Below are 23574 nucleotides of genomic sequence, written 5' to 3' on the forward strand. Positions count from 1 at the left end.
AACGAAGCGGTCTACGAGGTGACGGACCTGGATCTCGGGAACTCGGAGGATGGGGGAGTGCGGTCGGATCAGCGGTTCAGACGAGGTCGGTCTGCGTGTCGGGACCCTTCGGAGCCATCGGTAGCGTGGGGGCCTGGCTTCGCAGCTGGTTCACGGAGTTCTGCAGCTCCGCGTTGAGCTTGTCCAGCTGTTCGCCGTTGTTCCGGTCCGTTCGTTCGATCTCCGTGGCGATGTTCTTGAGTTGCTCGGAGACCTCCCGCAACGTCCGCTGCAGGTCGTTGCAGTGCTGATGCAGGGTGTCCCGGCGTGCGGCGATGAGCTGGTTGAGCCAGGAGCCCACGGCGAAGTCACCCGCCTTCGGGTGCACGTCGTTGAGTTCGGAGAAACCGTTGACGTCGTCGGCGATGTCGCCGATGGCATTGCCCGCCTTGCGGACCTCGGACGCGTCGAGTGAGGTCTGGCTGCCTTGGGTGCTCATGGGAGTTGGTTCCTCGGTTGCGTGCGGTCGAGGGCGTTTTGGCTCGCTGGGGGACGGTGCGAGGACGCGCGGTACCGGGTGGTGCGGTCATCGTTTCCGGTACCGCGCGTGTGCACCGATCCGCGGCGGGCTCAGCCGAAGTTGCTCGCCAGCTTGCGGTCGGTCTGACTCATGTCCTCCTGCGCCTGGTTGGTGGCCATTCGCAGTCGGGTGAGCATCTGGTTCATCGCCTCGAAGTCCGCGCGAATCCTGCTCGCGAGCTGGTTGTAGGTCTCCGAGCTCTGCGAGTCCCAGTCCTGCAGGGCCTGCTGCGTCTGCTGGCGCAGCTCGTCGACCTGCTGCTGAATCTGCTGGGTGACCCGTTGCATGTCGTCCACGCCCTGCTGCAGCGCGGCGTACTGGTACTGGATCTCGTCGGCCATGAAAGGGCCTCCTCGTACGTGCGGAATGCGGGTTTCGAAAACAGGGGTCAGGACATGAAGCTGGAGAGCCCCGGGGTCTGTACTCGCCCGATCTCCTGGGCGGTCACGGAGTCCTGATCCTGTGTCTCGCGCCCGGTGCGGTTGACCTCCTGGGCCATCCGCTCCAGGTTCTTCACGATGTCCCTGCACGCCTGGTCCCACTGCTGGTGGACGTTCTTCAGGCTCGTCATCATGTCGCCGCGGTTGGCGCCTGCCAGCATGTCGATGCTGCTCGCGAGGGACGTCTGCTGACTGGTGATCTGGCCCGCCACCTCTTCGTGCCGGTTTGAGAGCTGGGCCAGATTGGACTGCGTGAGCCTCGTCTGCTGCGTGGCCATGTGACCTCTCTTCCGTGGTCGCCGGACGGAGCGGTCCTCCGCCGGCGGAATCCTGCTTTCGCCGATTTCCCCGTGGCGGCGGGAGTCAGTCCATCATCGATTCGTTCCGGGCGGGCCGCTGCGAAGCCGTGTTCGATTCGAAACAGGGATATCCTTCACGGGACGTCGTCGCCCGTGCTGCCCGGTTTTCGGGTCACCGTCGCGGTGCTGGGGTCCAGTGATGGGCCCGAGGGCAACAGCGACAGCAGCGATCCGGGGACCGCCACCGGCTCCGCCCCGCCGTAGCCCAGTACTCCCGCCACGTCCGGTGTGGCCAGTGGGTACTTCACCCCGAGACCGGTGATCAGGTAGTTCGTTCCGCCCGCCACGTCGGGTGCGGGCAGGTCGCGGGCCAGCACGCCCCGCCCGGCCGGGACCGTGATCCGTTCGGCCACCGCGTCGCTGCCGGTCCCAGCCGTGGTGGTGCTCCGGTTCCGGTGGCCCAGCGTGATGGTGGGGGTGTTCGACTGTCCCGAACCGACCCGGAACGAGGCGCAGGGGCGGGTTTTCCCGCCCTGGCTGAGTTGCCGTGGCTTCGGCGGCACCGCCGGGTAGCCCCGCGGGGTGCTGTCGGTTTCCGAGATCGGCGTGGTGGACAGGGCCGCAGGGCCGATCTCGACCGGCTGTGCTCCGGAGGAGGGTGCGGTGAGCAGCAGGCTGGCCACCAGCGGGGTCAGCGAGGAGAGCCCGTCGGAGCGCATCACGTAGAACGAGGACTCCGAATCCAGCGCCGGGTTGCGCATCTCGTAGATCCGGCCGACCGTGGCGGATTCCCCCGCCACCTCCGGCGCTCGTGAGCCGGCATCCGGAATGTCCGGTGCGGCGATGTCGGTCCCGCTCGGGATGGTGTTGATCCAGGATGTGCTCACCGGGAACGGAACCACGTCGCCGTAGCCCAGCGCCTCGATCACGGAGCGCCCGCTCAGCTTCAGTCGCCTGCCCTGCCACACCAGGTATTCCGTTCCGTCCGGGGTGGAGACCACGACTCCCTCGTCGGGGCCGAGCTCGCGCCTCGGGCCATCTCCCACCCGGAGGTGAGTGATCGGCACCTGCTCGCCGGACGGTTTCGTGGCCGTCCGCGCGCACACCACCCAGGGTGCCCGGCTCAGGTTCTTCCGCTCCGGCATCGAGTCCGGAGCGCCGGGAATACCGATCGGGGTGCCGCGCGGTGTTCCCTGTAGCGAGTTCCGCGAGACCAGCTTGGGGTCACCGCCGGGCTGGTTGCGGGCCAGCAGCGCCGAGGCGTGGTTCAGCACCGGGCGCAGCGTGCCGTTCAGGTACAGGTAGCGGGCTCCGGTCTCCTTCTCCACGACGATCGTGCCCTCGGCCTGCCACGAGGTCTTGCCGCCGGGAAAGATCAGCCCCACGATGCCGAAACCGGCCACCACCAGCGCACCCAGCAGGGTTCCGATGACCGTGCCCATCACGAAGCGGCGGGTCGGCGTGGTCTGGTCGTCCGGGCTCGCCCGCATCAGCGCGGATACCAGGCGCCCCACCACGAAGAAGTAGGCCTGCACCTGGTCGCGTCTGGACTGCATGGTTCTCCCAGGGGTGGTTCGTGGTCGGTGATCTCGGAGGAAGTGCCCGACTTCTTCGGAGGTTCTCGTTCACCGGGGTCGGGCGCGGGCACTAACCGGCCAGGCCGCGTACGAACATGTAGACGTCGAGCGCCGCCAGCAGCAGCGGGACCAGCGCCAGTGCGGAGAACGTCTCCAGCAGGTCGACCGCCCGCCCCCAGTACGGGGCCAGTTTCCGGCCGGGCAGGGTTGTGCTGGCCACCACGAGCAGCAGTGCGAGCACCAGGGTGGCGGTGAAGCCGTACCAGAGCCGGGCGAACGGCTCCAGTCCCAGTGCCAGGACCACGCCGTCCAGCGCGAGTGCGTAACCGGCCGTGATCAGTAGCGGCCAACGCTGGCGCGCGCTGTCGACGTGTCGGGAGCGCAGCAGGAGCAGCAGTGCCGCCACGGCGGTGGTGATCATCGACCATCTCCCGCCCGGCACGGTCAGCGCCGTGAACAGCACCACCGCGGTCAATCCCAGCGCCGCGTACAGCCCGGTCATGTACCGGTCGGCCACCGCCGAGCGCTCCACCACCAACTCGTGCGGGAAGGGATCGGTGTCCTGGCCGAACTCCTCCGAACTCGTTGGCAGCGGGGGCAGGCTCAGTCCGGCCAGTCGGAAGGAGGACGTGGGCACGAAGCCGAGTGCGAGCAGCACCAGCATCAGACCGATCCCGGCGGCCTGGCCGCCGTCCAGTGGTGACGCGGCGTCGATGATCGCGGTGATCCCCAGCGGAACGGCGGTGAACAGCCCGCTGACGAACAGCAACGCTGCCTCGGCCGTTCCCACCAGTCCGATGGCGAGTCCCGCCACCACCAGCATCGCGGCGCAGGCGAGGCTCGCCGGTGCCTGCGCCTCGGGTGAGGGCAGCAGCGGCAGGTACCAGCCGCACAACCCCGCGTAGGGCAGTGCCAGGCCGGCCAGCACGACGGCGGTGATCGTGTCGGCCCGCCCTCGTGCGAGCGCGGTGGCAGTCAGCAGCAGCACCAGCGCGGTGCCCCCGGCGGTGATCGTTCCGGTGATGCCGGGGCCGCCGGAACCGAGCACCACGAGGCCGACGAGCAGCGCGGTCCCGCCGAAGGCCAGCAGCATCCACCGGCTGAGCCGCTCGGACCACGGGTCGGAGCGGCGTCGTGCCTGCTCTGCGATGCCGTCCACGAGGTCGTCGAAGTCGATGGGCGGCAGGCTGTCCGCCCTCGGTCGCAGGTGGAGCGTCTCGCCGTCGAGCAGTCCCAGTTCGGCGGTGGTGCGCTCCTCGTCGAAAGGCGACTTGCCGAACCGCTGCAACACCCACCCCTCGTGCTCTACCCCCTCGTCGGCGAGTTCGCCGCCCGCGTGACGCAGGATGGCCGGCAGCAGGTCGATCAGGGCGACGTCGGTGGGCAGCGCCATCTCGACCGATCTGTCCTTGACGATCAGGCGTAGTCGGCAGAGCTGATTTGTGACATCCTTGGTGGCGTCGTCCACGTTGGTGTCCGGTTTCCTTCCTGGCTGGCTGGCCGAGACCGTGACAACGGCGGAAGGTAGTCACTCGCGCGCGCGGATTGGTGCGTCCGGGTGGCCGCTCCGCAACATCAAGGGAAATCCCGCACCAACGAGGAGACGCGCGTTGAGCACGACGCTGTTCCGCAGGCCGGCCCGCCGCGTGGGGCCTGCGATGCCCGCGGACCAGGTGGAGCTGCAGGAACCGCCCAGTGTGCCGGAGCCGCAGAGCAACAGCCTGAGCACGGTGCTGACGTACCTGCCGATGGCGGTCATGGCCGGCGCCATGATGATGATGATGCTCTCGTCGGCCCGTTCCGGGAGCATGATGACCTACATCGGTGGCGGGCTGATGGGCGTCGCCATGGTCACCATGGTCCTCGGGCAGTTGGCCAGGGCATCCACCGACCGCAAGCACCAGCTCACCGGTGACCGCCGGGACTACCTGCGCTATCTCTCGCAGATGCGGCGCAAGGTGCGCGAGGCGTTGGGTGAGCAGCACCGCGCTGCGATCTGGAAGCACCCGGATCCGCGGTCACTGTGGTCGCTGGTGCGCAGTTACCGCCTCTGGGAGCGACGTGCGGCGCACGAGGACTTCGGCGAGGTCCGACTCGGACTGGGGCAGCAGCGCTCCGCCGTCAAGCTCGTCCCACCGCAGACCAAACCGGTCGAGGACCTCGAACCGCTCAGCGCGTACTACCTGCGCCGATTCCTGCGCGCCTACACCACGTTGCCCTCCGCCCCGATCGCGGTCTACTTGCGGGGGTTCGCCAGGATCCAGCTGCGCGGCGAGCCCGAGGCGCAACGTTCGCTGGTGCGGGCGCTGCTGTGCCAGCTCGTCGCCTTCCACTCCCCGGCCGATCTGACCATCGCCGTGTGCGTCGGGAACGAGCGGCGCGAGGAGTGGCTCTGGACCAAGTGGCTGCCGCACGCCCAGGACGACGGTCGTCGCGACGGGGCCGGGCCACTGCGGTTGATCTCGGACAACGTCACCGACCTGGAGGAGCTGCTCGGAGGAGAGGCCTACACCGAGCGTCCCCGCTTCGAACCCGCCACGCCGATCACCAGCGGCGAGCCGTTCGCGGTGGTCGTGGTCGACGGGGTGAACATCCCCGCCGGGCACCGCTTCTCCGGCGGCGGTTACCGCAACACCGTGATCGTCGACATCGACAGCGCGCTGACCTGGCAGGCGGACCGGTCGGTGCTGCACCTGGAGGTCGACCCCTCCGAGATCCGCACGGTCGACTTCGACCGCGCGGGCCGGGAGAGCACGAGTTCGCTGTGCGGGCCGGACGGGGTGGGCGTGGTGACGGCTTCGGCGCTGGCGCGCGACATCGCGCCGCACCGGATGGGCACCAGCGGCGACTCCGGCGAACCACTGACCACCGACTACGAGCTGACCTCGCTGCTGGGCGTGTCCGACGCGCGCACCTTCGACGTCGACCAGCTGCGCCGGGACCGCTCGGGGTGGCAGCGCCTGCGGGTGCCGATCGGCATCGCGGGCAACGGCACTCCGATCGAACTGGACATCAAGGAGTCCGCCGAGGACGGTATGGGGCCGCACGGGATGCTGGTCGGCGCCACCGGTTCCGGCAAGAGCGAGCTGTTGCGGACCCTGGTGCTGGCCCTGGTGACCACGCACGCCTCGGACGAGCTCAATCTCGTGCTGGTGGACTTCAAGGGTGGTGCCGCCTTCCTCGGCTTCGACCGGCTGCCGCACACCTCGGCGGTGATCACCAACCTGGTCGACGAGATCGAACTGGTCGACCGGATGCAGGACGCGCTGACCGGGGAGATGAACCGGCGGCAGGAGCTGTTGCGCTCGGCGGGGAACTACAGCTCCCAGCGGGAGTACGAGAGGGCACGCCGCTCCGGGGTGCCGCTGGACCCGATGCCGAGCCTGTTCGTCGTGGTGGACGAGTTCAGCGAGATGCTGGTCAGCAAACCCGAGTTCATCGACGTGTTCGCCATGATCGGCAGGCTCGGCCGCAGTCTCGGGGTGCACCTGCTGCTGGCGTCGCAGCGGCTCGACGAGGGCCGCATCAGCAAGGTGGAGACCCACCTGTCCTACCGCATCGGGCTGCGCACGTTCTCGGCGATGGAGAGCCGCAGCGTGATCGGTGTGCCGGACGCCTACGAGCTGCCCACCACACCGGGCAACGGTTACCTGCGTTCGGACACCCAGACCCTCTCCCGGTTCAAGGCCGCCTACGTGTCGGGTGTCTACCGCACCGCGCGCAGGCAGCGCAGCAAGGAGGTCATCGAGGAACAGCTGGTGCCGTTCGGCGGTGACTACGTCGAGCCCCGCGTCCGGCGCACCGTCGAGGCCCCGCCCGAGCCGGAGGACGAGAGCGGGCCCCAGACCTCGCTCGTGGACGTGCTCATCGACCGGCTCAGCGATCACGGCCCGGCCGCGCACCAGGTGTGGTTGCCGCCCATGCGGGTCTCGCCCACGCTGGACGACCTGCTTCCACCGCTGCTCGACTCTCCCGACACCGGCCTGCGGTCGGCCGAGCGCTCCACCGAGGACGGACTGCGGGTGCCGCTGGGGCTGATCGACCTGCCCGCGCAGCAGCGCCGTGAGCTGCTGACGGCCGATCTCTCCGGTGCCCAGGGGCACGTCGGCGTCGTCGGTGGCCCGCAGAGCGGCAAGAGCACCGTGCTGCGCACCATGATCGCCGCGCTGGCACTGACCCACTCGGCCGCCGAGGTGCAGTTCTACTGCCTGGACTTCGGCGGTGGCTCGCTGGCTCCGTTGCGGGACCTGCCGCACGTGGGCAGCGTGGCGGGTCGCCTCGACCGGGACCGGGTCACTCGCACCGTGCAGGAGATCGTCAACCTGCTCGAACGCCGGGAGGTCGCCTTCCAGGCCAACAACCTGGACTCGATGTCGGCCTACCGCCGCGCCAAGCGCGCTGGGCGGTTCGCCGACGAGGACCCTTACGGCGACGTGTTCCTGTTCATCGACGGCTGGTACACCGTGCGCAACGAGTTCGACGAGCTGGAGGACCGGCTCGGCGAGATCGCCGCGCGCGGGCTGACCTTCGGCATCCACCTGGTCGTCGGCGCCGCGCGCTGGTCGGACATGCGCCCGTGGCTGCGCGGCGTGCTCGGCACGCGGCTGGAGCTGCGGCTGGGAGATCCGGTGGAATCCGAGGTGAACAGCAGGCTGGCGGCCAAGGTTCCCGAGTCTCCCGGACGGGGCCTGACCACCGACAAGCAGCACTTCCTCGCCGCGCTGCCCCGGGTGGACGGTCGCGCCCGCACCGACGACCTCGCCGACGCGGTGACCGACCTGGTCGAGGCGGTCGCGGTACCCGGGGTCCCGCAGGCGCCTCCGGTGCGGCTGCTGCCGCTGGAGGTGCACACCTCCGAGCTGCCGGAGCCGCGGGCGGGCAATACCGGTTTGCCCAAGGTCTCGCTGGGCATCGACGACGTCGACCTCGCGCCGCTGTGGCACGACTTCGACGTCACCCCGCACCTGATGATCTTCGGCGACACCGAGACGGGCAAGACGAACCTGCTGCGCCACATCGCGCGTTCGGTGCAGTCGCACTATCGACCCGACCAGGCGCGGTTGATGTTCGCCGATCTGCGCCGCGAGCTGCACGACGCGGTGCCGCAGGAGTACCAGCTGGGCTACTCGGTCTCCGGCGACACCTTCGCCACCACCATCGAGGAGACCGCCGGGTTGCTCACCGACCGACTTCCCGGACCGGAGATCACCCCGGACCGGCTGCCCAAACGGGACTGGTGGAGCGGTGGGCGGCTGTTCATCATCGTCGACGACCACGAGCTGGTGCAGACCGGCATGAACAACCCGGTGCAGGCGCTGGCCTCGCTGCTGCCGCAGGCCGCCGACATCGGGTTCCACCTGATCATCGCCCGCAGCACCTCGGGCGCCGGAAGGTCCATGATGGACCCGGTGCTGCGGCGGATGTGGGAGTTGGGCACCCCCGGTCTGCTGTTCTCCTGCCCCAAGGACGAGGGGAAGTTCCTCGGTGAGCTGCCGCCGAAGACGCTCCCGGTCGGCAGGGCCCAGTTCGTCAACCGCAAGCGCACGGTGCGGCTGGTGCAGACACCGCTGGCCGAGCCCGTCGTGCCCGCCCAACGGTGAGCACTCCCCGGCCACAGTTCTTCCTTACCGGGGGTCGCCGGGCTGGGGCTTACCTTGCCGAGACGTGCGAGCGGTCCTCGCCGGTGCGGTCAGCGCCTGCGCCGTCGACCACGCGCACCACGCGGTGACGGCGCCACCCGCGCCGCCATCCGGCGGGCCCCAACCTCGCCCCGATCGCGGCCAGGCTGATCAGCAGCGTCACCCCCACGGTGCTGATCAGCACCACGCGCATCGGTGTCGGATCGTCCCGCGGCACGTCCGGGTGCTCGACCCGGACCGCTCCGGTATCGGTGCCGCCCCCGTTCCCGGCGGACAGCACGGTGGTGACAGCGGAGTACGGATCCACCACACCCCAGCCCACCGCCTCGTCCGGCACCTCCGCACCGGGGTGGCTCGCCGTGCTCGTCAGGCGGTTCCTGACCTGCGCCGCGGTCAGCTCCGGGTGGTAGGCCCGCACCAGTGCCGCCGTGCCGGAGACGAACGGTGCGGCGAAGCTGGTCCCGCTGTCCTGCCAGTGTCCCGGCCCGCCCGGGCCCGCGCTGACCACGTCGACGCCGGGGGCGACGAGATCGATGAACGGCCCGGTCTGGGAGAACCGCGCGCGCTCGCCGGTCGAGTCGATCGCGCCGACCGCCAGCACGCCGGGGTAGGAAGCGGGGTAGGGGACCGGGTTGCCCTGCTGCGCCTCGTTCGCTGCCGCCGCGACGATCAGCACGTCGCGGGACAGCGCGTACTCGACGGCCTCGCGCAGCGCCGCGTCGTCGTAGTTCGTGCTGGCCGAGATGTTGACGACCTGCGCGCCCGCCTCGGTGGCCGCGCGGATGCCGCTGGCCATGGACTCGGCCGAGCCGCCCTGCTTGGAGCGGGTGTCGCGGACGGGGAGGATCGTGGCGGCGGGGGCGATACCGGTGAAACCGGTGCCCCCGGTGGGGCGCGCGGCGATGATCCCGGCGACGAACGTGCCGTGCCCGAGGCAGTCGGTGTCGGCGGTTCCCCCATTGTCGGAGAGGACGTCGACACCGTCGAGCACGGCACCGGCCAGCTGCGGCGTCGTCCCGTCGACACCGGAGTCCACCACGGCGACAGTCACCCCCTCGCCACGAGTGAGTTCCCAGACCCGCTCCGGTGCCAGCATCTCCTGTGCCCAGGGGCGTGCCCGCGCCGTCTTGACCGGTGGCCGACGGCACTGCTCGGTGGCCGATCGCGCGGCGAGCTCGAACCCGCTCGCCGTCTCCGTTGGGCTCGTGTGACCAGCGGCGACGGTCTGCGGAGCACACGCGAACAGCAACGCGCTCAGCAGCAGCACGAGACGGGTGAGCACGCCTGGGCGGCGAGCGGACATTACTGTTCTCCCTACCGCGGCCTCCCCGCGGCCGCGTTCGTCGTCGAAAACCGCGCCGTGCGGCGTCAAATCACCGGGTCGACTCATCGGGTGGTGGTCGCGGCGCCCGCGGCGTGCTCCGACTGTGCCGGTTCGGCCCCGGAAGCAGTGGGTGGTGCTTCGGCGTCGCCGCGGAGCTCCGTCGGCACCAGCCCCACCGGGGAGCTCATCCGGTCCAACTGGTCCCGCTCGGAGAGCACTCGTGGTTCGGCACCGTGTCTGCGCCGCAGCGCGCGCTGGAGTTTGGGCAGCACGGCCAGATCGGCCTCGTCGAGTTCACCGTGGGTGGTCCGCTCGTCCTGCCGCAGTTCCCGCAGCAGCAGCGCGGGCCGACCGTTCTCCTCGTCCGCCGTGGCCAGGACCTTGAACCGGGCGTCGGAGGCGAACACGACCTCTTCCGGCAGCGAGTTGCGCCCGAAAAGCGAGACCCGGCGTGCCGAGTGCGACCAGATCACCACGTCCCCGTTCACCGAGTTCCCGTGCTCGTCATCGGTCGTGAGGTCCTCCGCCGCCGTGGCGCTGAGGAAGCCGGGCTCGGACAGCACCGCGCCCGGCTCGTAGCCATCGACATCTCCGTCCGGGGAACCGCCGAAGCGGAAGGAAGGGCCGCGGTGCACCGGCAGCCGTCGCAGTCCCGATAGCAGGCAGGACACGTAGTCCCGGGCGGCTCCGGGCTTTCCGGTGCGCAGTAACCGGTTCACCGCGTTTCCCCCGTTCTCGCCGCATCCGGTGTAGAGGATGACCGCCACGAAGTCGGCCTTGGCCTCGTCTGCCTCGTTCTCCCGCAGCGCGGGGTGGGTGGCCAGCACCGTGTTCACACTGGGCAACACCTCATCGAAGTCGTCACCCACCGCCTGGGCGAAGCGCGAGCGTTCCTCGGATGTGCTGCGGTGGTTGTGCGGTGTGCCGGTCCCGCCCGCCTGCGCGGGCACGAGCCTCGGGCCCGCGGGTTTCTCGCTGGTGGGGGAATCCGATTCCCGGTCGGAGACCGGTTCCGGGGGAGCGTCGGCCGGTCCGTCGGGAACTCCCGAGTGCTGTTCCCCGGTGGGGTGGGCCGCGGTGTCGATCGGAGACGGCCGGCCTGCCTGCTCGGAGAGCAGTTCCGGGGGCGGTTCGCCGACCGTGCGCGGTCGGTGCGTCGGCAGCGGCGTGGCGTGGTTGGTTGGCCGCTGCTCGTCGTCCGCCTCGCCGATCGGTGTCTCACCAGCCGAGGTGCCCCCGCCAGCCGACGCGCCCCCGCCAGCCGAGGTGTCGCTTGCCACCGCGGGGATGTGCGCCGTGGTCTCGTTCGGGGGTGCGTCGGGGGCGTCCGCCTCGGTGAGTGGGGCGCTCGTGGTATCCGGAGCACCGTCGGCTGTGGAGATCGGCGGGTAGGCCGGAGCTCCTCCGTTCGGCTCGCCCGCGATGGTGGTGAGTTCCCCGCGCGTCCGCTCGTCGGCGATGCCCAGGATCAGCAGTCGAACCCTGCCGCGCTGTCCGGGGGTGAGTCCGTCGAGCAGTTGCCGCAGCACGTGCGGAGCTTCCGGCGGCACCGGGACGTAGGGCGATCCGACCGAGACGGTCATCCGGTGCTGTTCGAAGGCGATACCGTCCGCGACGCCCCTGAACCCGGCCTGTGCGAACGGCAGCAGCGCCAGGCCACCGGGGACGACCCTGGCCACCATCTCCCCAGGTGCGGGGATGGCGGGGCCCGCTTCGGCGTGCCGATAGACCAGCTGGTTGAACCGTACCCATCCGCGTGGCGCCGGTGCGGTCAGCCCCACCCGGGCGGTGCCGGTGACCGAGTGCCACAGCGACACGGGAAACGGTTCCCAGGCGGAGTGCGGATCCGGCACCACCGATCGTTCGCCGCCCGAACCGTCGTGCAGTACGGAACCGGTGGTCGCCAGCACGTCGCTGCCCAGCCGTTCGGCGAGCTCGCGCAGCCGCGCCGGTGCGGCCTCCTCCACCGTGGTCGGCACGAGCTCCCACGGTCTCCGGGATCCCCCGGAGATTCGGGTCAGCATGGATGCCAGTCGTGCCGTGGGGATCGGTGCCGCGTCGGGAGAGCCCAGCAGCAGGCGGGGGTGGTGCGGGGACTGCGGCACCGCGAGATCCTCATCCCTGGGAGAGGGCTCCTGCCCGTCCTCGCGGATCCGCAGTCCGGCTGGAACCGGTTCGGCGAGCAGCCCGGAGTCGGCCACCGGCCCTGCGGGCAGCTGCTTCTCCCACAGCGGCGTCGGGTATCGCACGACGTGCGGTCGAGGTTGTTGTCCTGCGCGGTACAACCGCCACTGTCCACCGGTGACGTAGAGCGAGCCACCGGGCACCAGCTCCAACCGCCCGTCGGGGACCAGCACGTCCGCGTCGAGTTCGGCGGCGAGTTCCGCTGCCACCGAGTTACCTCGGGGCCCGGGTCGAGTCAGTCCCCCCACCGCGATCCAGAGTTGGCGCGGCGGCCGAGGTGCCGTAGGGGAGGAGTTCGGTGTCGGGGCGGGAAGCATCGCGCGGCGGCAGGCGTGCCACAACGTGTCGAGGAAGCCTGCCTCGCGTATCGACGCCGTCGTGGCCAGCACGGCACGACTGTCCTGCGAGGAGGGGATCGCGGCGAAGAGTTCGCGTTCCCGCTCGTCCGAGTCGTGCTGCTTGCGCACCGCGGTGTTGCCACCGAGATTCTCGACGCGGAGACCCTGACCGTGGGGGTGGCTCGTACTGTTCGCTTCCTGGTCGGGCATCAACCTGCTCTCGTCGGGCACGATCCGTCCTGTGGTTCGTCTCGCCACGCTCCCGGCCGGGAACCCGTCCCGGCTCCACCGGGGAACGGTCCTGTTGCGACAGTCTCCCGCGCGTGCTCGCGCGCGCAACGGCCCGCCCCGGTTCCGCCGATGCCCCCAGGGACATCCCTCACCGCTCGGTTCTCCTCGTGCTGGTTCGCCGGGTTTGGGACCGGAAGGCGACGGAACTACTCGAACGGGGTGGGATCACCCGCGCCGTAGCGGGCTATCTCGGGCTCGTCCTCGGAGAAGTCGACCACGGTGGTGGGTTCGGTCCCGCAGTCCCCGGAGTCGAGCACGGCGTCCACCTCGCGGTCGAGCCGCTGTTTGATGTCCCACCCGTTGGTCATCGGTTCCTGCTGGTCGGGCAGCAGCAGGGTGCTCGACAGCAGGGGTTCGTCCAGCGTGTCCAGCAGCGCCTGGGCGGTGACGTGGTCGGGGATGCGCACGCCGATGGTCTTCTTCTTCGGGTGCAGTAGCCTGCGGGGAACCTCCTTGGTGGCGGGCAGGATGAACGTGTAACTGCCCGGTGTGGTGGCCTTGACGGCGCGGAAGGTCGCGTTGTTGATGTTGACGAGCTGGCCGAGCTCGGAGAAGTTTCGGCACACCAGGGTGAAGTGGTGGTGCTGGTCGAGTTTGCGGATCGTGCGGATGCGTTCCAGCCCGTCCTTGTTGCCCACCCGGCAGCCGAGCGCGAAGCAGGAGTCGGTGGGGTAGACCACCAGGCCGTCCGAGCGGAGGATCTCGGCTGCCTGGTTGAGCGCCCGCCGATGCGGATTGCGTGGGTGAACCTCGAAGTACTGCGCCATGTTCCGACCCTAGATCCGATGGTTCCAACACGAAATCCGGCCGCTTTCGCCGGGGAACTCCGAACCGCGACCCTCGACAGCCTCTGGTGCCCCCGGTGCCAGGCCGCCGTCCATTCTTTCGAGGGAATCCGAGATTTGTCGGGAACTCCCGTGGGGTTTTCGCGGGGGCTCGGGTCCCGCGTGGACCCGTAAGGCTGCGAGCCCCCCTCGATCTCGGGTGAGCGGTGCGTTGGACACAGTTCTCCCGGGATCGAGGGGGAGGTGAAGCTTCTCGGTATACCGGAATTGTGACTTCGGAGCTTCACCCCGCGCGGGGTGTTACACCCGCGCCGAGCCGGGGGTTACGGGCAGAGCCACGGTGATGGGCGGAGTGCCCGAGCATGAGCGCCAGGGCTTACCAAGGACACGGCCGGGTTCGCCTAGATCGTGCGTTGCCTGACGCGCGGACTTCACGCCCTCTGACGGCGGTCCGCACGGCTGTGAACCGTGGCCAGGACTTGTAGCCCTACCCACGCGCTGCCTGGGGTGCGCGTGGCGGGAGGCGTATTCCGTGCTACGCTCGGCACTGCTATTTGTAATCTTGGCGGATACAAAGTAGCACGGGGCTCCCTGGTTTCGATCAGGGGGCTCCGCTTTTCTCGAACGAGAAAACAGATGTGAAAGAAATTTCGAATTCCCGTCGATGGCGCGACACTGGTCGGCCGGGGTTCAGCCCAGCTCGGTGCGGATCTGTTCCAGTTCCCCGGCCAAGGTGGAAGAGATATTCCGCGGAATCTCCGCCACGGTTCTCCGAAGTATGTTCTCCGTCCTCCCCGAGGAAACCTCTCCCAGCATCTGGTGTACATCGGCGATGACTCGTTCGGCCTCCTGCCAGGCACCCACCCGCAGGCTCAGCCGTAGGGCGTTCGCCGCCGTGATGTAGGTGGCCCATCGCAGGTGTTCTTTTCCACGCGAGAGTTCCCAGGATTCGAGCACGTCGCGCAGCGCGTCGTGGGAGTGTCCGAGTCCGTCGTGGACATGGCCGCGCTGAACCGCGAGTTCTCGTTGGTCCACCCACCAGGTCCACGAGGGATCGCGGTGGGTGAAACTCTCGGTGAGCTCCGAGCGTGCCTTGTCGAAGACATCCAGGGCTGCTGGCGATTCGAGGGCGGCCAGTGCCCGGGCCTGCCGGATCTCGAACAAGGCTCTCACTCGGTTGGGGAGGTTCGCCTCGCTGAAGCGCCGCACGATGCGCAGTGCTCCGTACGGATTGCCCTGATACAGGCTGACCAGGGCGTCATTGGACATCACGAACCACTCCATGCTCCTGTCCCCCGCTATGACGGCCAGGCGTAAGGCTTCCGCGTTGACCCGGTGCGCCTCGGTGAACCGTCCGGCGTCGATCAGGCACCAGCCCGCTACCTCGGCGAGTTCCGCCGCGGTCGCTTCGAGATCACGTTCGACGGAGGCGCGGTAGCTGCCCTGGTTCAGGATGCGTTGGGTGCGTAGGAAGGCGCGCAGTGCCAGCGGGGCTACCTCGCCGCCACCGAGGCTGCCGTCCAGCACGACCAGACGGTCGATCGTGGCTCGCAGCTCGCTTACCGTGTCACTGTCAGCTGGGGAATCGGTGATCCGCTCGGAAATCGCGTTGTCGGCAGGCAGAGCTCGTCCGGAAGGAGTACTCCGAGCAGCGGGAGTGCTCGCTCGGTCGAAACCGAGCTCCGAGTCCTCCGTCACCCCGAGGATGGTGCGCAACGCCGCTCGGTAATCCCTGTTCGGCCGCGCCACCGCTCCGCGCTCGTAGCGGGCCAAAGCGTGTGCGTCCAGGGCGCCCGAACTGCCCGTGTTGGCAGCGAGCCACCGATTCGCCTGCTCGGCCAGCTCGGCACGGCTCATGCCCGCGCCCGGGGTGCGCGGGGAGGGAGTGGCTTCGCGTGCCTGTCGAAGACGGTGATTGCGGGGCACGACCGTGATCGTGCCACCTCTCGCCCTCAGGTGGGATGAAAAAGCACCCTCGGAGCGAATCCGAGGGTGCGATGCGGTTCGACCGGTGGTCAGTCGAACCGGTTGGTCTTCACAGCGTCGATGAAGGCGGACCACTGCGCGGGGGCCGCTGCGAAGTGACCGGCCGCACGGTCTTTGCTGTCGCGAACACCGACGACCTCGGAGGTCATCGCGACCTCAACACAGTTGCCACCGTTTCCGCTGCGCGAGCTTGTCCGCCACGTCGCGCGCGACAGGTCTGTCATTGCCGCCCCTTTCGAAGTCTCGATCTCGCCGAGGTGCATCGTACGGTCCCAGGCTAGCGAGACCAGGCAGGGGCGAATTACGTCGTCACGGGCTTCCCCGGGGCGATCTCGCGTACCAGGTCGATGGACTCGCGCTGCGGCATCGCCGAGGAGCGCAGTTCGTCGAACAAGTTCCGCAACAGCGTCACGTCAGCGTTGTCCTCGATCACGTGCCCACCCAACGGGCCATCCATGTAGGCCACGTCGGGATCGGTTTGTTCCGCGAAACTCAGCACAGCGAAACCGGATGTCATCGAGGCATGTGCGCCGGTGTCGTACGGGATGACTTGGAACATCACATTCGGTCGTTCGGCCAGAGCCAACAGGTGCTCCAGCTGTTCGCTCCAAACCTTCCTGCCGCCCACCTTGCGGTGCAGAGCCGCCTCGCTGATCACCGCGCGTAGCTCCAGCGGATTGTCCTTGTCGAACAAGCGACGTTGCCGTTCCATGCGTGCGGCCACGCGTTTCTCGACGTCCTCGGGGTCGGTGATGTGTCCGCCCGAGGTGTGGATCGCCCGCGCGTAATCCTCGGTCTGCAACAAGCCGGGGATCAGTTCCTGCTCGAAGTTGCACACCAGCGCGGCGTCCGTTTCCAACCCCACGTAGGGCTTGAACCACTCGGGGAGACGGTAGGTCGACCACCAGCTGCGTTTCGATCCTTCCCGGCGCGCGTCCTCCAAGGTCTGCCGAACTTCGTGGGGCGCGTCGTAGAGCTCCAGCAGGGCGGCAAGCTCCATCTTCTTCATGCTGGCCTGGCCCTTTTCCCAGTTTCGGATGGTCTGCGGCGACGCACCCATGTGCTCGCCCACATTGGAGACGGCGAGTCCTGTCTTCTCGCGAAGCTCGGAAAGATGCGCGCCCAACCGTCGTCTACGTGCTGTTGGTCCGAGTGCCATAGCCAAGCACTGTAGTCGATCAGCTACCTCACAACTATCACCTAAATGAGCTACGTAGCTGCGTTGTTCAAATCTTGAGTCAAAGATTTCAGTTCGTTAATGTGACTGATCGTGAGCACAGCGCAATCACCAGGGCTGATCAGTGTCGTGCGATCCGGCCGCGATCTGGGCTGGACCGCCGTGGAACGGGGGTACCGCGTGGAGATCGGTGAGGGGACCGGGCGGGTGGTCGTGTCGTGGTTCGTGCCGGACGGCGACACGCACCAGCACGCCACGTTGGACGCGCTGCCGACCGAGGGCGGCGGGGTGAGCACGCTCGGCGGGCACGACTACGCCGAAGCCCCCGCCTACCAGGACCGCCGGATGCGCCACATCCGACCGTTCTGCGATCTCTGCTTCACCGAGTACCTGAAGCTCCACCGGGCCCAGCCGAACTGGAAGGGATAATCATGGAAACCACCGAACGACAGCACTACTGGCTGCCCGTGCCGGACAGGACAGGGTTCAAGTGGCACCGGCACGCCTTCCGGGGCAAGTACTGGGACGGCCGAGCCTCCGACACCTCGGTGTGCGGCAAGCCCTGCGCCATGGCCAAACCCAGCGAGTTGGACTGGTTCCAATCCCCCACCTGCCCGGACTGCACCGAACTCCTGATCGCCGAACAGTCAGACACCGGAAGTACCGAACAGCCGCGCACCGCGAGCCCCGAGCAATCGGACACCGGCAGCGCCGAGGGGGAACAGTGACCAGACAGCCCCGCGAGCCGAACCGCTTACGCGGCTACGTCCCCGCCTTCTCCGGCGAGCTGCACGAACCACCGAGGAAACGAACCACGGTGCCGCACTCACTGCTGGAACGGATCCTCGATGGACTGGAACAGCTGTGAGTGCCGGGAACGAGCTGATCCCGGGCATGGGGTGAACTGCTGTGATTCCGGTGGTCAGGAGGAAGACGCCGTATCCCCGCTCGCTCCGCTCCGGCAGTACCGCTCGGACGATCTCGACGGCTGTCAGCAGGAACATCGGGAGACCCTTCTCCACGGCGGCGGAATCCTGCGCAGGGGCGGGAGGGGAGGTACCGTCGCGCTCACGCGGCCGTCGTGACCGGACCGATTTTCGCTGATGGGGGCAGCACCGTCCCGGCTACGCGGTGAGCCTCCCGCCAACGAAGGCGTGGAGCTTCCGAGGCCGCTTCGGTGGAGCGCAGAACTCCGGTCCGTGGAGGTGCGGGGTGAGTGGGGACGCTTCGGAAACTGGTTCAGCCGGTTCGACCCGGCGGCCGCACCCGGTCCGCTTCGACGTCGAGTATCCGGACAGGGAGCTCAACCGTGTCGGCACGGCCTTCAGGCTGATTCTGGCCGTGCCGATTCTCGTGCTGCTGAGCAGCGTCGGCGGCCGGACGATGCAGTTCGGCGAGGGATCGGCGGAGGTGGTGCTGTCCAGCGCCGGTGGGATGCTCTTCGTTCCGCCGCTGCTGATGCTCTTGTTCCGGCGCAAGTACCCGTACTGGTGGTTCGAGTGGAACCGCGAGCTGCTGCGCTTCACCAACCGGGTGATCGTCTACGTCGCTCTGCTGGACGACCGGTATCCCTCCACCGACGAGCACCAGGCGGTGCACCTCGATTTCGACGCTCCCGAGGAGCGCACGCTCAACCGGTGGCTTCCGCTGGTGAAGTGGTTGCTGGCCGTTCCGCACTACGTCGTGTTGTTCTTCCTGGACATCGCGGCGGTCGTGGCCGTGGTAGCCGCGTGGTTCGCGATCGTGTTCACCGGTCGCCATCCGCGGGTGTTGTTCGACTTCCTGGTGGGGGTGGGGCGGTGGCACAACCGTGTCATCTCCTACGCCTGGATCCTCGTCACCGACCGGTATCCGCCGTTCCGGCTGGCACCGTGATCGGTGCGGCCGGCGATGCGGTCGCGCGAGGCAACCGGTCAGTACGGGAGTTCCGGTTCAGCCGATCTCGGCGACGGTGATCCCGCTGCTCGGGGGTGTCGCCTCGTTCATCGCGACCAGCGCGGCAGGTATGTCCCCCAGCCCGACCCTGCTCCCGATCAGCCGGTCGAGGTCGATGCGGGATCCGGTGACCAGCCGCAGCATCTCCGGGTACTCGTGGGCCTGCAGGCCGTGGGTGCCGAGGACGCGCAGCTCCCGGGCGATCACCTCGTGCATCGGCACCGGCGGTAGGCCCCGTTCGGGCGGCAGCAGCCCGAGCTGCACGTGAGTTCCCCGCGTGCGCAGCGAGGAGATCGAGGCCGCGCAGCTGGCCGGGTGCCCCACGCAGTCCAGCGACACGTGCGCACCCCCGCCGGTGAGTTCCCGGACCGCCTCGGCCGTGTCGGGAGTGCGGTTTCCGTTCACGGTGTGTTCCGCGCCCAGCTCGGCGGCGAGCCGCAGCGCCGCATCGGAGAGGTCGACGGCCACCACCCGTGCACCGGCGGCCGCGGCGATCGCCACCGCCGAGACGCCCGCGCCGCCGCAGCCGTGCACCGCGACCCACTGGCCCGCGCGTACCGCCCCCTGCCGCAGCACCGCCCGGAAAGCGGTGGCGAACCGGCAGCCCAGCGCGGCGGCCGACGTGGCGGGCAGTTCGTCCGGCAGCGCCACGAGGTTCGTCCCGGCCCGGGGCACGGCCACCCGCTCGGCGAACGAGCCCCAGTGGGTGGCGCCGGGCTGGAACTGGTGCTCGCAGACCTGCTGGTTTCCGGTGGCGCACTGGTGGCAGGTGCCGCAGGCGCAGACGAACGGCACGGTGACCCGGTCACCGGGGTGCCAGCCGCGCACGGAGGAGCCGACCTCGACGAGGCGCCCGGCCAGTTCGTGACCGGCCACGTGCGGCGGGGTGACGTCGGGTTCGTGCCCCTGCCAGGCGTGCCAGTCACTGCGGCACAGGCCGGTGGCCTCGACCGCTACGACCACCCCGTCCGGTTCGAGTCGCGGATCGGGGACGGTGCGCACCTCCGGGGTGGCCCCGAACTCCTCGAACACAACGGCGCGCATCGATAGCCCTTTCGAACCCACTCCGGCTGTCGCGGCCAGCTTACTGATGCTTGCCAGTCGTGTTGTCGAGGGACGTGGGGCTCTTTCGGTTCCGAAGCACGGGAGCCACGTCACCGGCTCGCCCGCCCGCGGGTTCTCCCGCGTCGCGCTCTCGCGAGGAAGGCCCGACGTTGTGTAGTACCTACCCGATGTCGGGCCTCCCGGAGCGAGAGCCGGCGGGAGGTTCCGCCAACCGAGCTAGCCGACAACCCGAGCGGAAAACTTCGATTAGTAGCGCGCCGCCGCCTACCGACCGCCCGCCGCCGAGGTGCCTCAAAGGGCGGCGACGGCCTCCCGAACCGGCGTGTCCCCCTCGGTCAGTTCGAGCGTTCGAGCGCCTCCCCGGTGGGTGGCGAGCAGCTCCGCCAGCACGGCGGCAACGTCCTGCCGCGATACCTGACCTCGGGGAGCGGGCGGGTCGGAGAGTGTCACCAGACCGCTTCCCGGATCGTCGGTCAACGCTCCGGGGCGCAGGATGGTCCACTCCAGGTCTCTGGAGCGCAGGTCCTGCTCGGCGCCGGTCTTGGCGTCGATGTAGGCCTTCCAGACCTCTCCGGAATCGGGATCCGGCGACTGCCCGGCTCCCATCGTGGAGATCTGCAGGAAACGCGGCACTCCGGCGTCCTCGGCGGCCTCGGCCAGCGACACCGAACCATCGCGGTCCACCGTGTACTTGCGCTCGGCTCCGCTGCCCTTGCCCGCACCGGCGGCGAACACGACCGCGTTGGCTCCCCGCAGGGCCTCCGTGATCTCGGTGGTGGAGCTGTGCTCCAGATCGAGCTCTACGGGGTGGGCCCCCGCGGCTGCCAGCACGGGGGCGTGCTCCGGTTTTCGGATCAGCCCGACGACTTCCGTTTCCCGCTCGTGAAGCAGCGCGGTCAGCCGCAACGCGATCTTGCCGTGTCCGCCCGCTATGACGACACGCATGTCGTACCGTTCCTTTCCGCACCGAGGACGCCGCCGGACGTGTTCCGTGCCCACGCGGTTTCCAGGGGCCGGTTCATCGGGGTCCTTCCGGACCGGTTCAGCTCAGCGTGGTAAGCATCCGCTCGGCCAGTGGTTCCGAGGAGGCCGGGTTCTGGCCGGTGTGCAGGTTGCGGTCGTCCACCACGTTGGGCTCCCACGGCTGTCCCTCGGAGAACTCGGCCCCGAGGGCCACCAGCCTGTCCTGCAGCAGCCACGCCGCCTTGTCGGCCAGACCGGCCTGCTTCTCCTCCGCGTTGGTGAACCCGGTGAGCCGGTATCCGGAGAAGGGGCTGGTGCCGTTCTCGTCCTCGGTGGCCAGCAGGGCGGCCGGGGCGTGGCAGACGACGCCCAGCGGCTTGCCCGAGCTCAGCACCTCGGTCAGCAGCCGAGCCGAGTCCGCGTTAACGGAGAGATCCTCCATGGGGCCGTGACCACCGGGGTAGAACACCGCCGCGTAGTCGTCCGGCCGCACGTCCTCCAACCGCACCGGTTGCCGCAGCACCTCGGCCGATTCCAGGGTCGCGGCGACTTGGTCGGCCTTTTCCCGTCCACCGTTGGCCTCCGGGGCAAGGCTGGACTGATCGACCGGTGGGACGACCCCGCCTGGAGTGGCCACGACCACCTGGTGCCCCGCCCCGGTGAACACGCGGTACGCGGCGGCGAACTCCTCGGCCCAGTACCCGGTCGGATGCTGTGTCCCGTCTGCCAGCGTCCAGTGGTCGGCGCCGGTCATCACGAACAGGATCCTCGCCATGCTTCCACACTCCTCGTTCCGGGATCTCTTCTCGCCCTCGGCCCGCTCAGCAGGACGGCTGCGGACAGGACGATCGCGAGTTGGTCGGACCAACAGGGTTTCCAAGTTGGCCCGCGGGAAAACAGCGGAGCCGACGGTGGCATTCCCGAAGGGGAGTTCGGAGGCCTTCGGAGCCAGGGTTGCCGGATGCCTTCCCCCTCTGTCGCCGTTCCGGAGCGCTCAGCGCGGCACCTCGCTCGGCGAAGGACCCCCAGGGAGTGGCGCAGGGCTGGATGCTCAAGGGTGGCACTCCCGTGAGGCGGGGACATTCATCGCATGGCACGCTGTCGGAACACCGGGGTAAACACCGTTTTCGTGACTCACGGAACGCATCGAGCGGTGCGATACGATGCGGGCATGTCGACAGGGCGGAAACCTGATTGTCCCGGTTTTCGAGATGGAAGAGCATCTGGAATGCGGTTCTCGTTTCTGGTGGTCGCCGCTGCGGTCGTGATGACCGTTTCCTCGTGCGCGAGATTTTCGGGAGGTGAAGTGCGGGCCGACGAAGGTGAGTTCTCCTTCATCTCGCCGGACGGTAGAACGAAAATCGTGTACGCGGAAGACGAGCGTGGGAAGGTGGGGGAGCTCTCCGGAAATTCCGTCATGGACGCGGAACGAACCATCGCTTTGTCGGACTACCGGGGCGAGGCGGTCCTGCTGAACCTGTGGGGCTCCTGGTGTGCACCTTGTCGAGGCGAAGCAGGCAAACTCGAACAGCTGGCGGAGAAATCTCGGGGTTCGAACGTTCGGTTTCTCGGGGTGAATGTCCGCGACAACAGGAAGTCAGCCCAGGACTTCATGCACAACCTGGATGTGAGTTACCCGTCCGTTTATGATCCGAATGGCAAAGTGGCCCTCGCTCTCGAGGGGCTTCCGCTGTCCACCGTTCCTGTGACGCTCCTGTTGGATCGGGAGCACAGGGTGGCGGCGATATTTCTGGGGTCCGTGGTCGGTAAAAATGTGATGCCGGAGATGAGGAAAGTGGCGAGGAGCGAATAGGACGGAATCGATACTCCGTCTACGGTGGTCGGTAAGTGCCATGTGGTCCAACTGCGGACCGCCGTCGAGAAGGCCGCTACCGGCATCCCGATATGCTCGGCCCACCGGCGGCCCTGATCCCATCGGGGCGTTGTGCGGGCTCCGGCCCGTCATCGCTCCCGAACCGTGGCATCGCCACGGTCCGAAACAGTACTCCCCGGGGCAGCTGCCGCCGGTGCGCCACCGGTCAGCTGCGTCGGATCCCCACGGCGGCGTAGCCGTTGGAGTGCCGGGCCGCCTCGTCGGTGACGGGCTCGGTGGGGCGCCAGGCGGCGCTGGGGACGATACCGGGTTCCAGCAGGGTGTACCCCGCGAACAGCTCCCGGACCTCCTCGGGATCGCGGAACGTCACGTGCGGGGTGGTGGTGCCCGACATGACCCGGTCGATGCCCGCTCGTTCGGCGTCGGTCATGGCCAGCTGCGCGCCGTTGGTGACGGCCAGCGCGCTTCCGGGCGCGCACGCGTCGCGGTAGGTGGCCAGCATCCCCTGGGGATCCCGGACCGAGATGATGTCCAGGATAGCCACGGCCAGCACCGCCACGGGCCGGGTGAAATCCAGCAGCCCGGCCACCCCGGGAGCGGTCAGTACCTCTTCCGGCCGCCGCAGGTCGGCCCGCGTGATGGTCGCCAGCTCCGTCCCCCGCAGCATGTGCTCGGCGTGGCTGACCGCGACCGGTTCGATGTCGACGTAGGCCACTCTGGCATCGGGGTTCGTCCGGTGGGCGATCTCGTGCACGTTGCCCACGGTCGGGATTCCCGAACCCAGGTCGAGGAACTGGTCGATGCCCAGCTCGCACAACTCGCGCACCGCCCGGCCGAGGAACGAGCGGTTGTGCTGGGCCCACAACGTGTTGCCCGGGTAGACCCGCAGGAACTCCTCCGCCGCGGTTCGGTCGGACTCGAAGTGCGCCGAGCCCCCGAGGAAGTAGTCGTACATCCGGGCGATGTTGGGTGTCTGCTCGTCAACCTGCGGTGGTTGTTCTCCGGTACCCGTCTCCAACGGTGGCTCCCCTTCTCGGGCGGCTTCGTCGATCGCCGGGATCGATTGTCCACAGTTAGCAATCGAGGCGCCACGCCGAGTAGATGACGGAAACGGCTCACCGGCTCCCGCGCTCAGGCGAGCGTCCGTAGTGGGGCGCCTCGTGACACAGAACCTATTC

Annotated in this window: 21 protein-coding genes; 6 read left to right on the forward strand and 15 right to left on the reverse strand. The window is 68.7% G+C overall.

Annotation, left to right across the window (positions count from 1 at the left end; all coding sequences use genetic code 11):
* Positions 1-76 precede the first annotated feature (76 nt).
* From BLR41_RS10720 to eccD, 5 genes are all read right to left on the reverse strand, one after another.
* Positions 77-478 (reverse strand): type VII secretion target, encoded by a 402-nt coding sequence (locus tag BLR41_RS10720; RefSeq protein ID WP_092627861.1) that lies wholly within the window; start codon positions 476-478, stop codon positions 77-79.
* A gap of 131 nt (positions 479-609) precedes the next feature.
* Positions 610-900 carry a WXG100 family type VII secretion target gene (locus BLR41_RS10725; RefSeq protein ID WP_092627862.1) on the reverse strand — a complete coding sequence of 97 codons (291 nt, stop codon included), beginning with the start codon at positions 898-900 and terminating at the stop codon, positions 610-612.
* A 47-nt stretch (positions 901-947) separates the two neighbouring features.
* On the reverse strand, positions 948-1277 hold the full coding sequence (locus BLR41_RS10730) for a WXG100 family type VII secretion target (RefSeq protein ID WP_092627863.1): 330 nt from the start codon (positions 1275-1277) through the stop codon (positions 948-950).
* Positions 1278-1432: 155 nt separating this feature from the next.
* Positions 1433-2854, reverse strand: coding sequence for a type VII secretion protein EccB (gene eccB, locus BLR41_RS10735; protein WP_092627864.1), 1422 nt, complete (start codon positions 2852-2854; stop codon positions 1433-1435).
* Between the two features lie 91 nt (positions 2855-2945).
* Positions 2946-4343, reverse strand: coding sequence for a type VII secretion integral membrane protein EccD (gene eccD / locus BLR41_RS10740; protein ID WP_092627865.1), 1398 nt, complete (start codon positions 4341-4343; stop codon positions 2946-2948).
* 142 nt (positions 4344-4485) lie between these two features.
* Between eccD and eccCa the strand changes: the two genes are divergently transcribed.
* Positions 4486-8475 carry a type VII secretion protein EccCa gene (eccCa, locus tag BLR41_RS10745; RefSeq protein WP_245694053.1) on the forward strand — a complete coding sequence of 1330 codons (3990 nt, stop codon included), beginning with the start codon at positions 4486-4488 and terminating at the stop codon, positions 8473-8475.
* A 49-nt stretch (positions 8476-8524) separates the two neighbouring features.
* On the opposite strand, the gene mycP is transcribed toward eccCa, so the two are convergent.
* The 6 genes from mycP to BLR41_RS10775 form a co-directional block, all read right to left on the reverse strand.
* Positions 8525-9817 (reverse strand): type VII secretion-associated serine protease mycosin, encoded by a 1293-nt coding sequence (gene mycP / locus BLR41_RS10750; protein WP_245694054.1) that lies wholly within the window; start codon positions 9815-9817, stop codon positions 8525-8527.
* Between the two features lie 83 nt (positions 9818-9900).
* Positions 9901-12591: a hypothetical protein gene (locus BLR41_RS10755; RefSeq protein ID WP_092627868.1), complete on the reverse strand. Its 2691-nt coding sequence runs from the start codon at positions 12589-12591 to the stop codon at positions 9901-9903.
* Positions 12592-12797: 206 nt separating this feature from the next.
* Positions 12798-13418, reverse strand: coding sequence for an L-threonylcarbamoyladenylate synthase (locus BLR41_RS10760; protein WP_092627869.1), 621 nt, complete (start codon positions 13416-13418; stop codon positions 12798-12800).
* 708 nt (positions 13419-14126) lie between these two features.
* Positions 14127-15362: a helix-turn-helix domain-containing protein gene (locus BLR41_RS10765; protein WP_143013049.1), complete on the reverse strand. Its 1236-nt coding sequence runs from the start codon at positions 15360-15362 to the stop codon at positions 14127-14129.
* 89 nt (positions 15363-15451) lie between these two features.
* Positions 15452-15646: a DUF397 domain-containing protein gene (locus tag BLR41_RS10770; RefSeq protein ID WP_092627871.1), complete on the reverse strand. Its 195-nt coding sequence runs from the start codon at positions 15644-15646 to the stop codon at positions 15452-15454.
* Positions 15647-15723: 77 nt separating this feature from the next.
* Entirely contained in the window at positions 15724-16548 is an 825-nt protein-coding gene (locus BLR41_RS10775) for a helix-turn-helix domain-containing protein (RefSeq protein ID WP_176797935.1), read from the reverse strand.
* Positions 16549-16692: 144 nt separating this feature from the next.
* Here BLR41_RS10775 and BLR41_RS10780 point away from each other — a divergent pair, with 144 nt between their 5' ends.
* The 4 genes from BLR41_RS10780 to BLR41_RS10795 all read left to right on the forward strand — a co-directional run bounded on the left by BLR41_RS10780 (position 16693) and on the right by BLR41_RS10795 (position 18474).
* Entirely contained in the window at positions 16693-17028 is a 336-nt protein-coding gene (locus BLR41_RS10780) for a hypothetical protein (protein WP_245694055.1), read from the forward strand.
* A gap of 2 nt (positions 17029-17030) precedes the next feature.
* Positions 17031-17327: a hypothetical protein gene (locus BLR41_RS10785; protein WP_092627873.1), complete on the forward strand. Its 297-nt coding sequence runs from the start codon at positions 17031-17033 to the stop codon at positions 17325-17327.
* Positions 17324-17467 (forward strand): hypothetical protein, encoded by a 144-nt coding sequence (locus BLR41_RS22855; RefSeq protein ID WP_176797936.1) that lies wholly within the window; start codon positions 17324-17326, stop codon positions 17465-17467. Before BLR41_RS10785 ends, BLR41_RS22855 begins: the two co-directional genes overlap by 4 nt.
* Before the next feature lie 344 nt (positions 17468-17811).
* Entirely contained in the window at positions 17812-18474 is a 663-nt protein-coding gene (locus tag BLR41_RS10795) for a DUF4389 domain-containing protein (protein ID WP_092627874.1), read from the forward strand.
* A 57-nt stretch (positions 18475-18531) separates the two neighbouring features.
* Here the strand turns inward: BLR41_RS10795 and BLR41_RS10800 are convergent, their stop codons facing one another.
* The 3 genes from BLR41_RS10800 to BLR41_RS10810 all read right to left on the reverse strand — a co-directional run bounded on the left by BLR41_RS10800 (position 18532) and on the right by BLR41_RS10810 (position 21337).
* On the reverse strand, positions 18532-19578 hold the full coding sequence (locus BLR41_RS10800; RefSeq protein WP_092627875.1) for a zinc-dependent alcohol dehydrogenase family protein: 1047 nt from the start codon (positions 19576-19578) through the stop codon (positions 18532-18534).
* 312 nt (positions 19579-19890) lie between these two features.
* Positions 19891-20544 (reverse strand): SDR family oxidoreductase, encoded by a 654-nt coding sequence (locus BLR41_RS10805; protein WP_092627937.1) that lies wholly within the window; start codon positions 20542-20544, stop codon positions 19891-19893.
* A gap of 97 nt (positions 20545-20641) precedes the next feature.
* The gene (locus tag BLR41_RS10810; protein WP_092627876.1) at positions 20642-21337 is read right to left on the reverse strand and encodes a type 1 glutamine amidotransferase domain-containing protein; all 696 of its coding nucleotides are present in this window, start codon (positions 21335-21337) and stop codon (positions 20642-20644) included.
* 453 nt (positions 21338-21790) lie between these two features.
* Between BLR41_RS10810 and BLR41_RS10815 the strand changes: the two genes are divergently transcribed.
* A complete protein-coding gene (locus BLR41_RS10815) occupies positions 21791-22375 on the forward strand; it encodes a TlpA disulfide reductase family protein (RefSeq protein WP_176797937.1) in 585 nt (194 codons plus the stop codon).
* Positions 22376-22601: 226 nt separating this feature from the next.
* Here the strand turns inward: BLR41_RS10815 and BLR41_RS10820 are convergent, their stop codons facing one another.
* Positions 22602-23351, reverse strand: coding sequence for an SAM-dependent methyltransferase (locus tag BLR41_RS10820; protein ID WP_425426902.1), 750 nt, complete (start codon positions 23349-23351; stop codon positions 22602-22604).
* Positions 23352-23574: the final 223 nt, after the last annotated feature.

The sequence above is a fragment of the Actinopolyspora mzabensis genome, assembly GCF_900101095.1.
Taxonomy (GTDB): domain Bacteria; phylum Actinomycetota; class Actinomycetes; order Mycobacteriales; family Pseudonocardiaceae; genus Actinopolyspora; species Actinopolyspora mzabensis.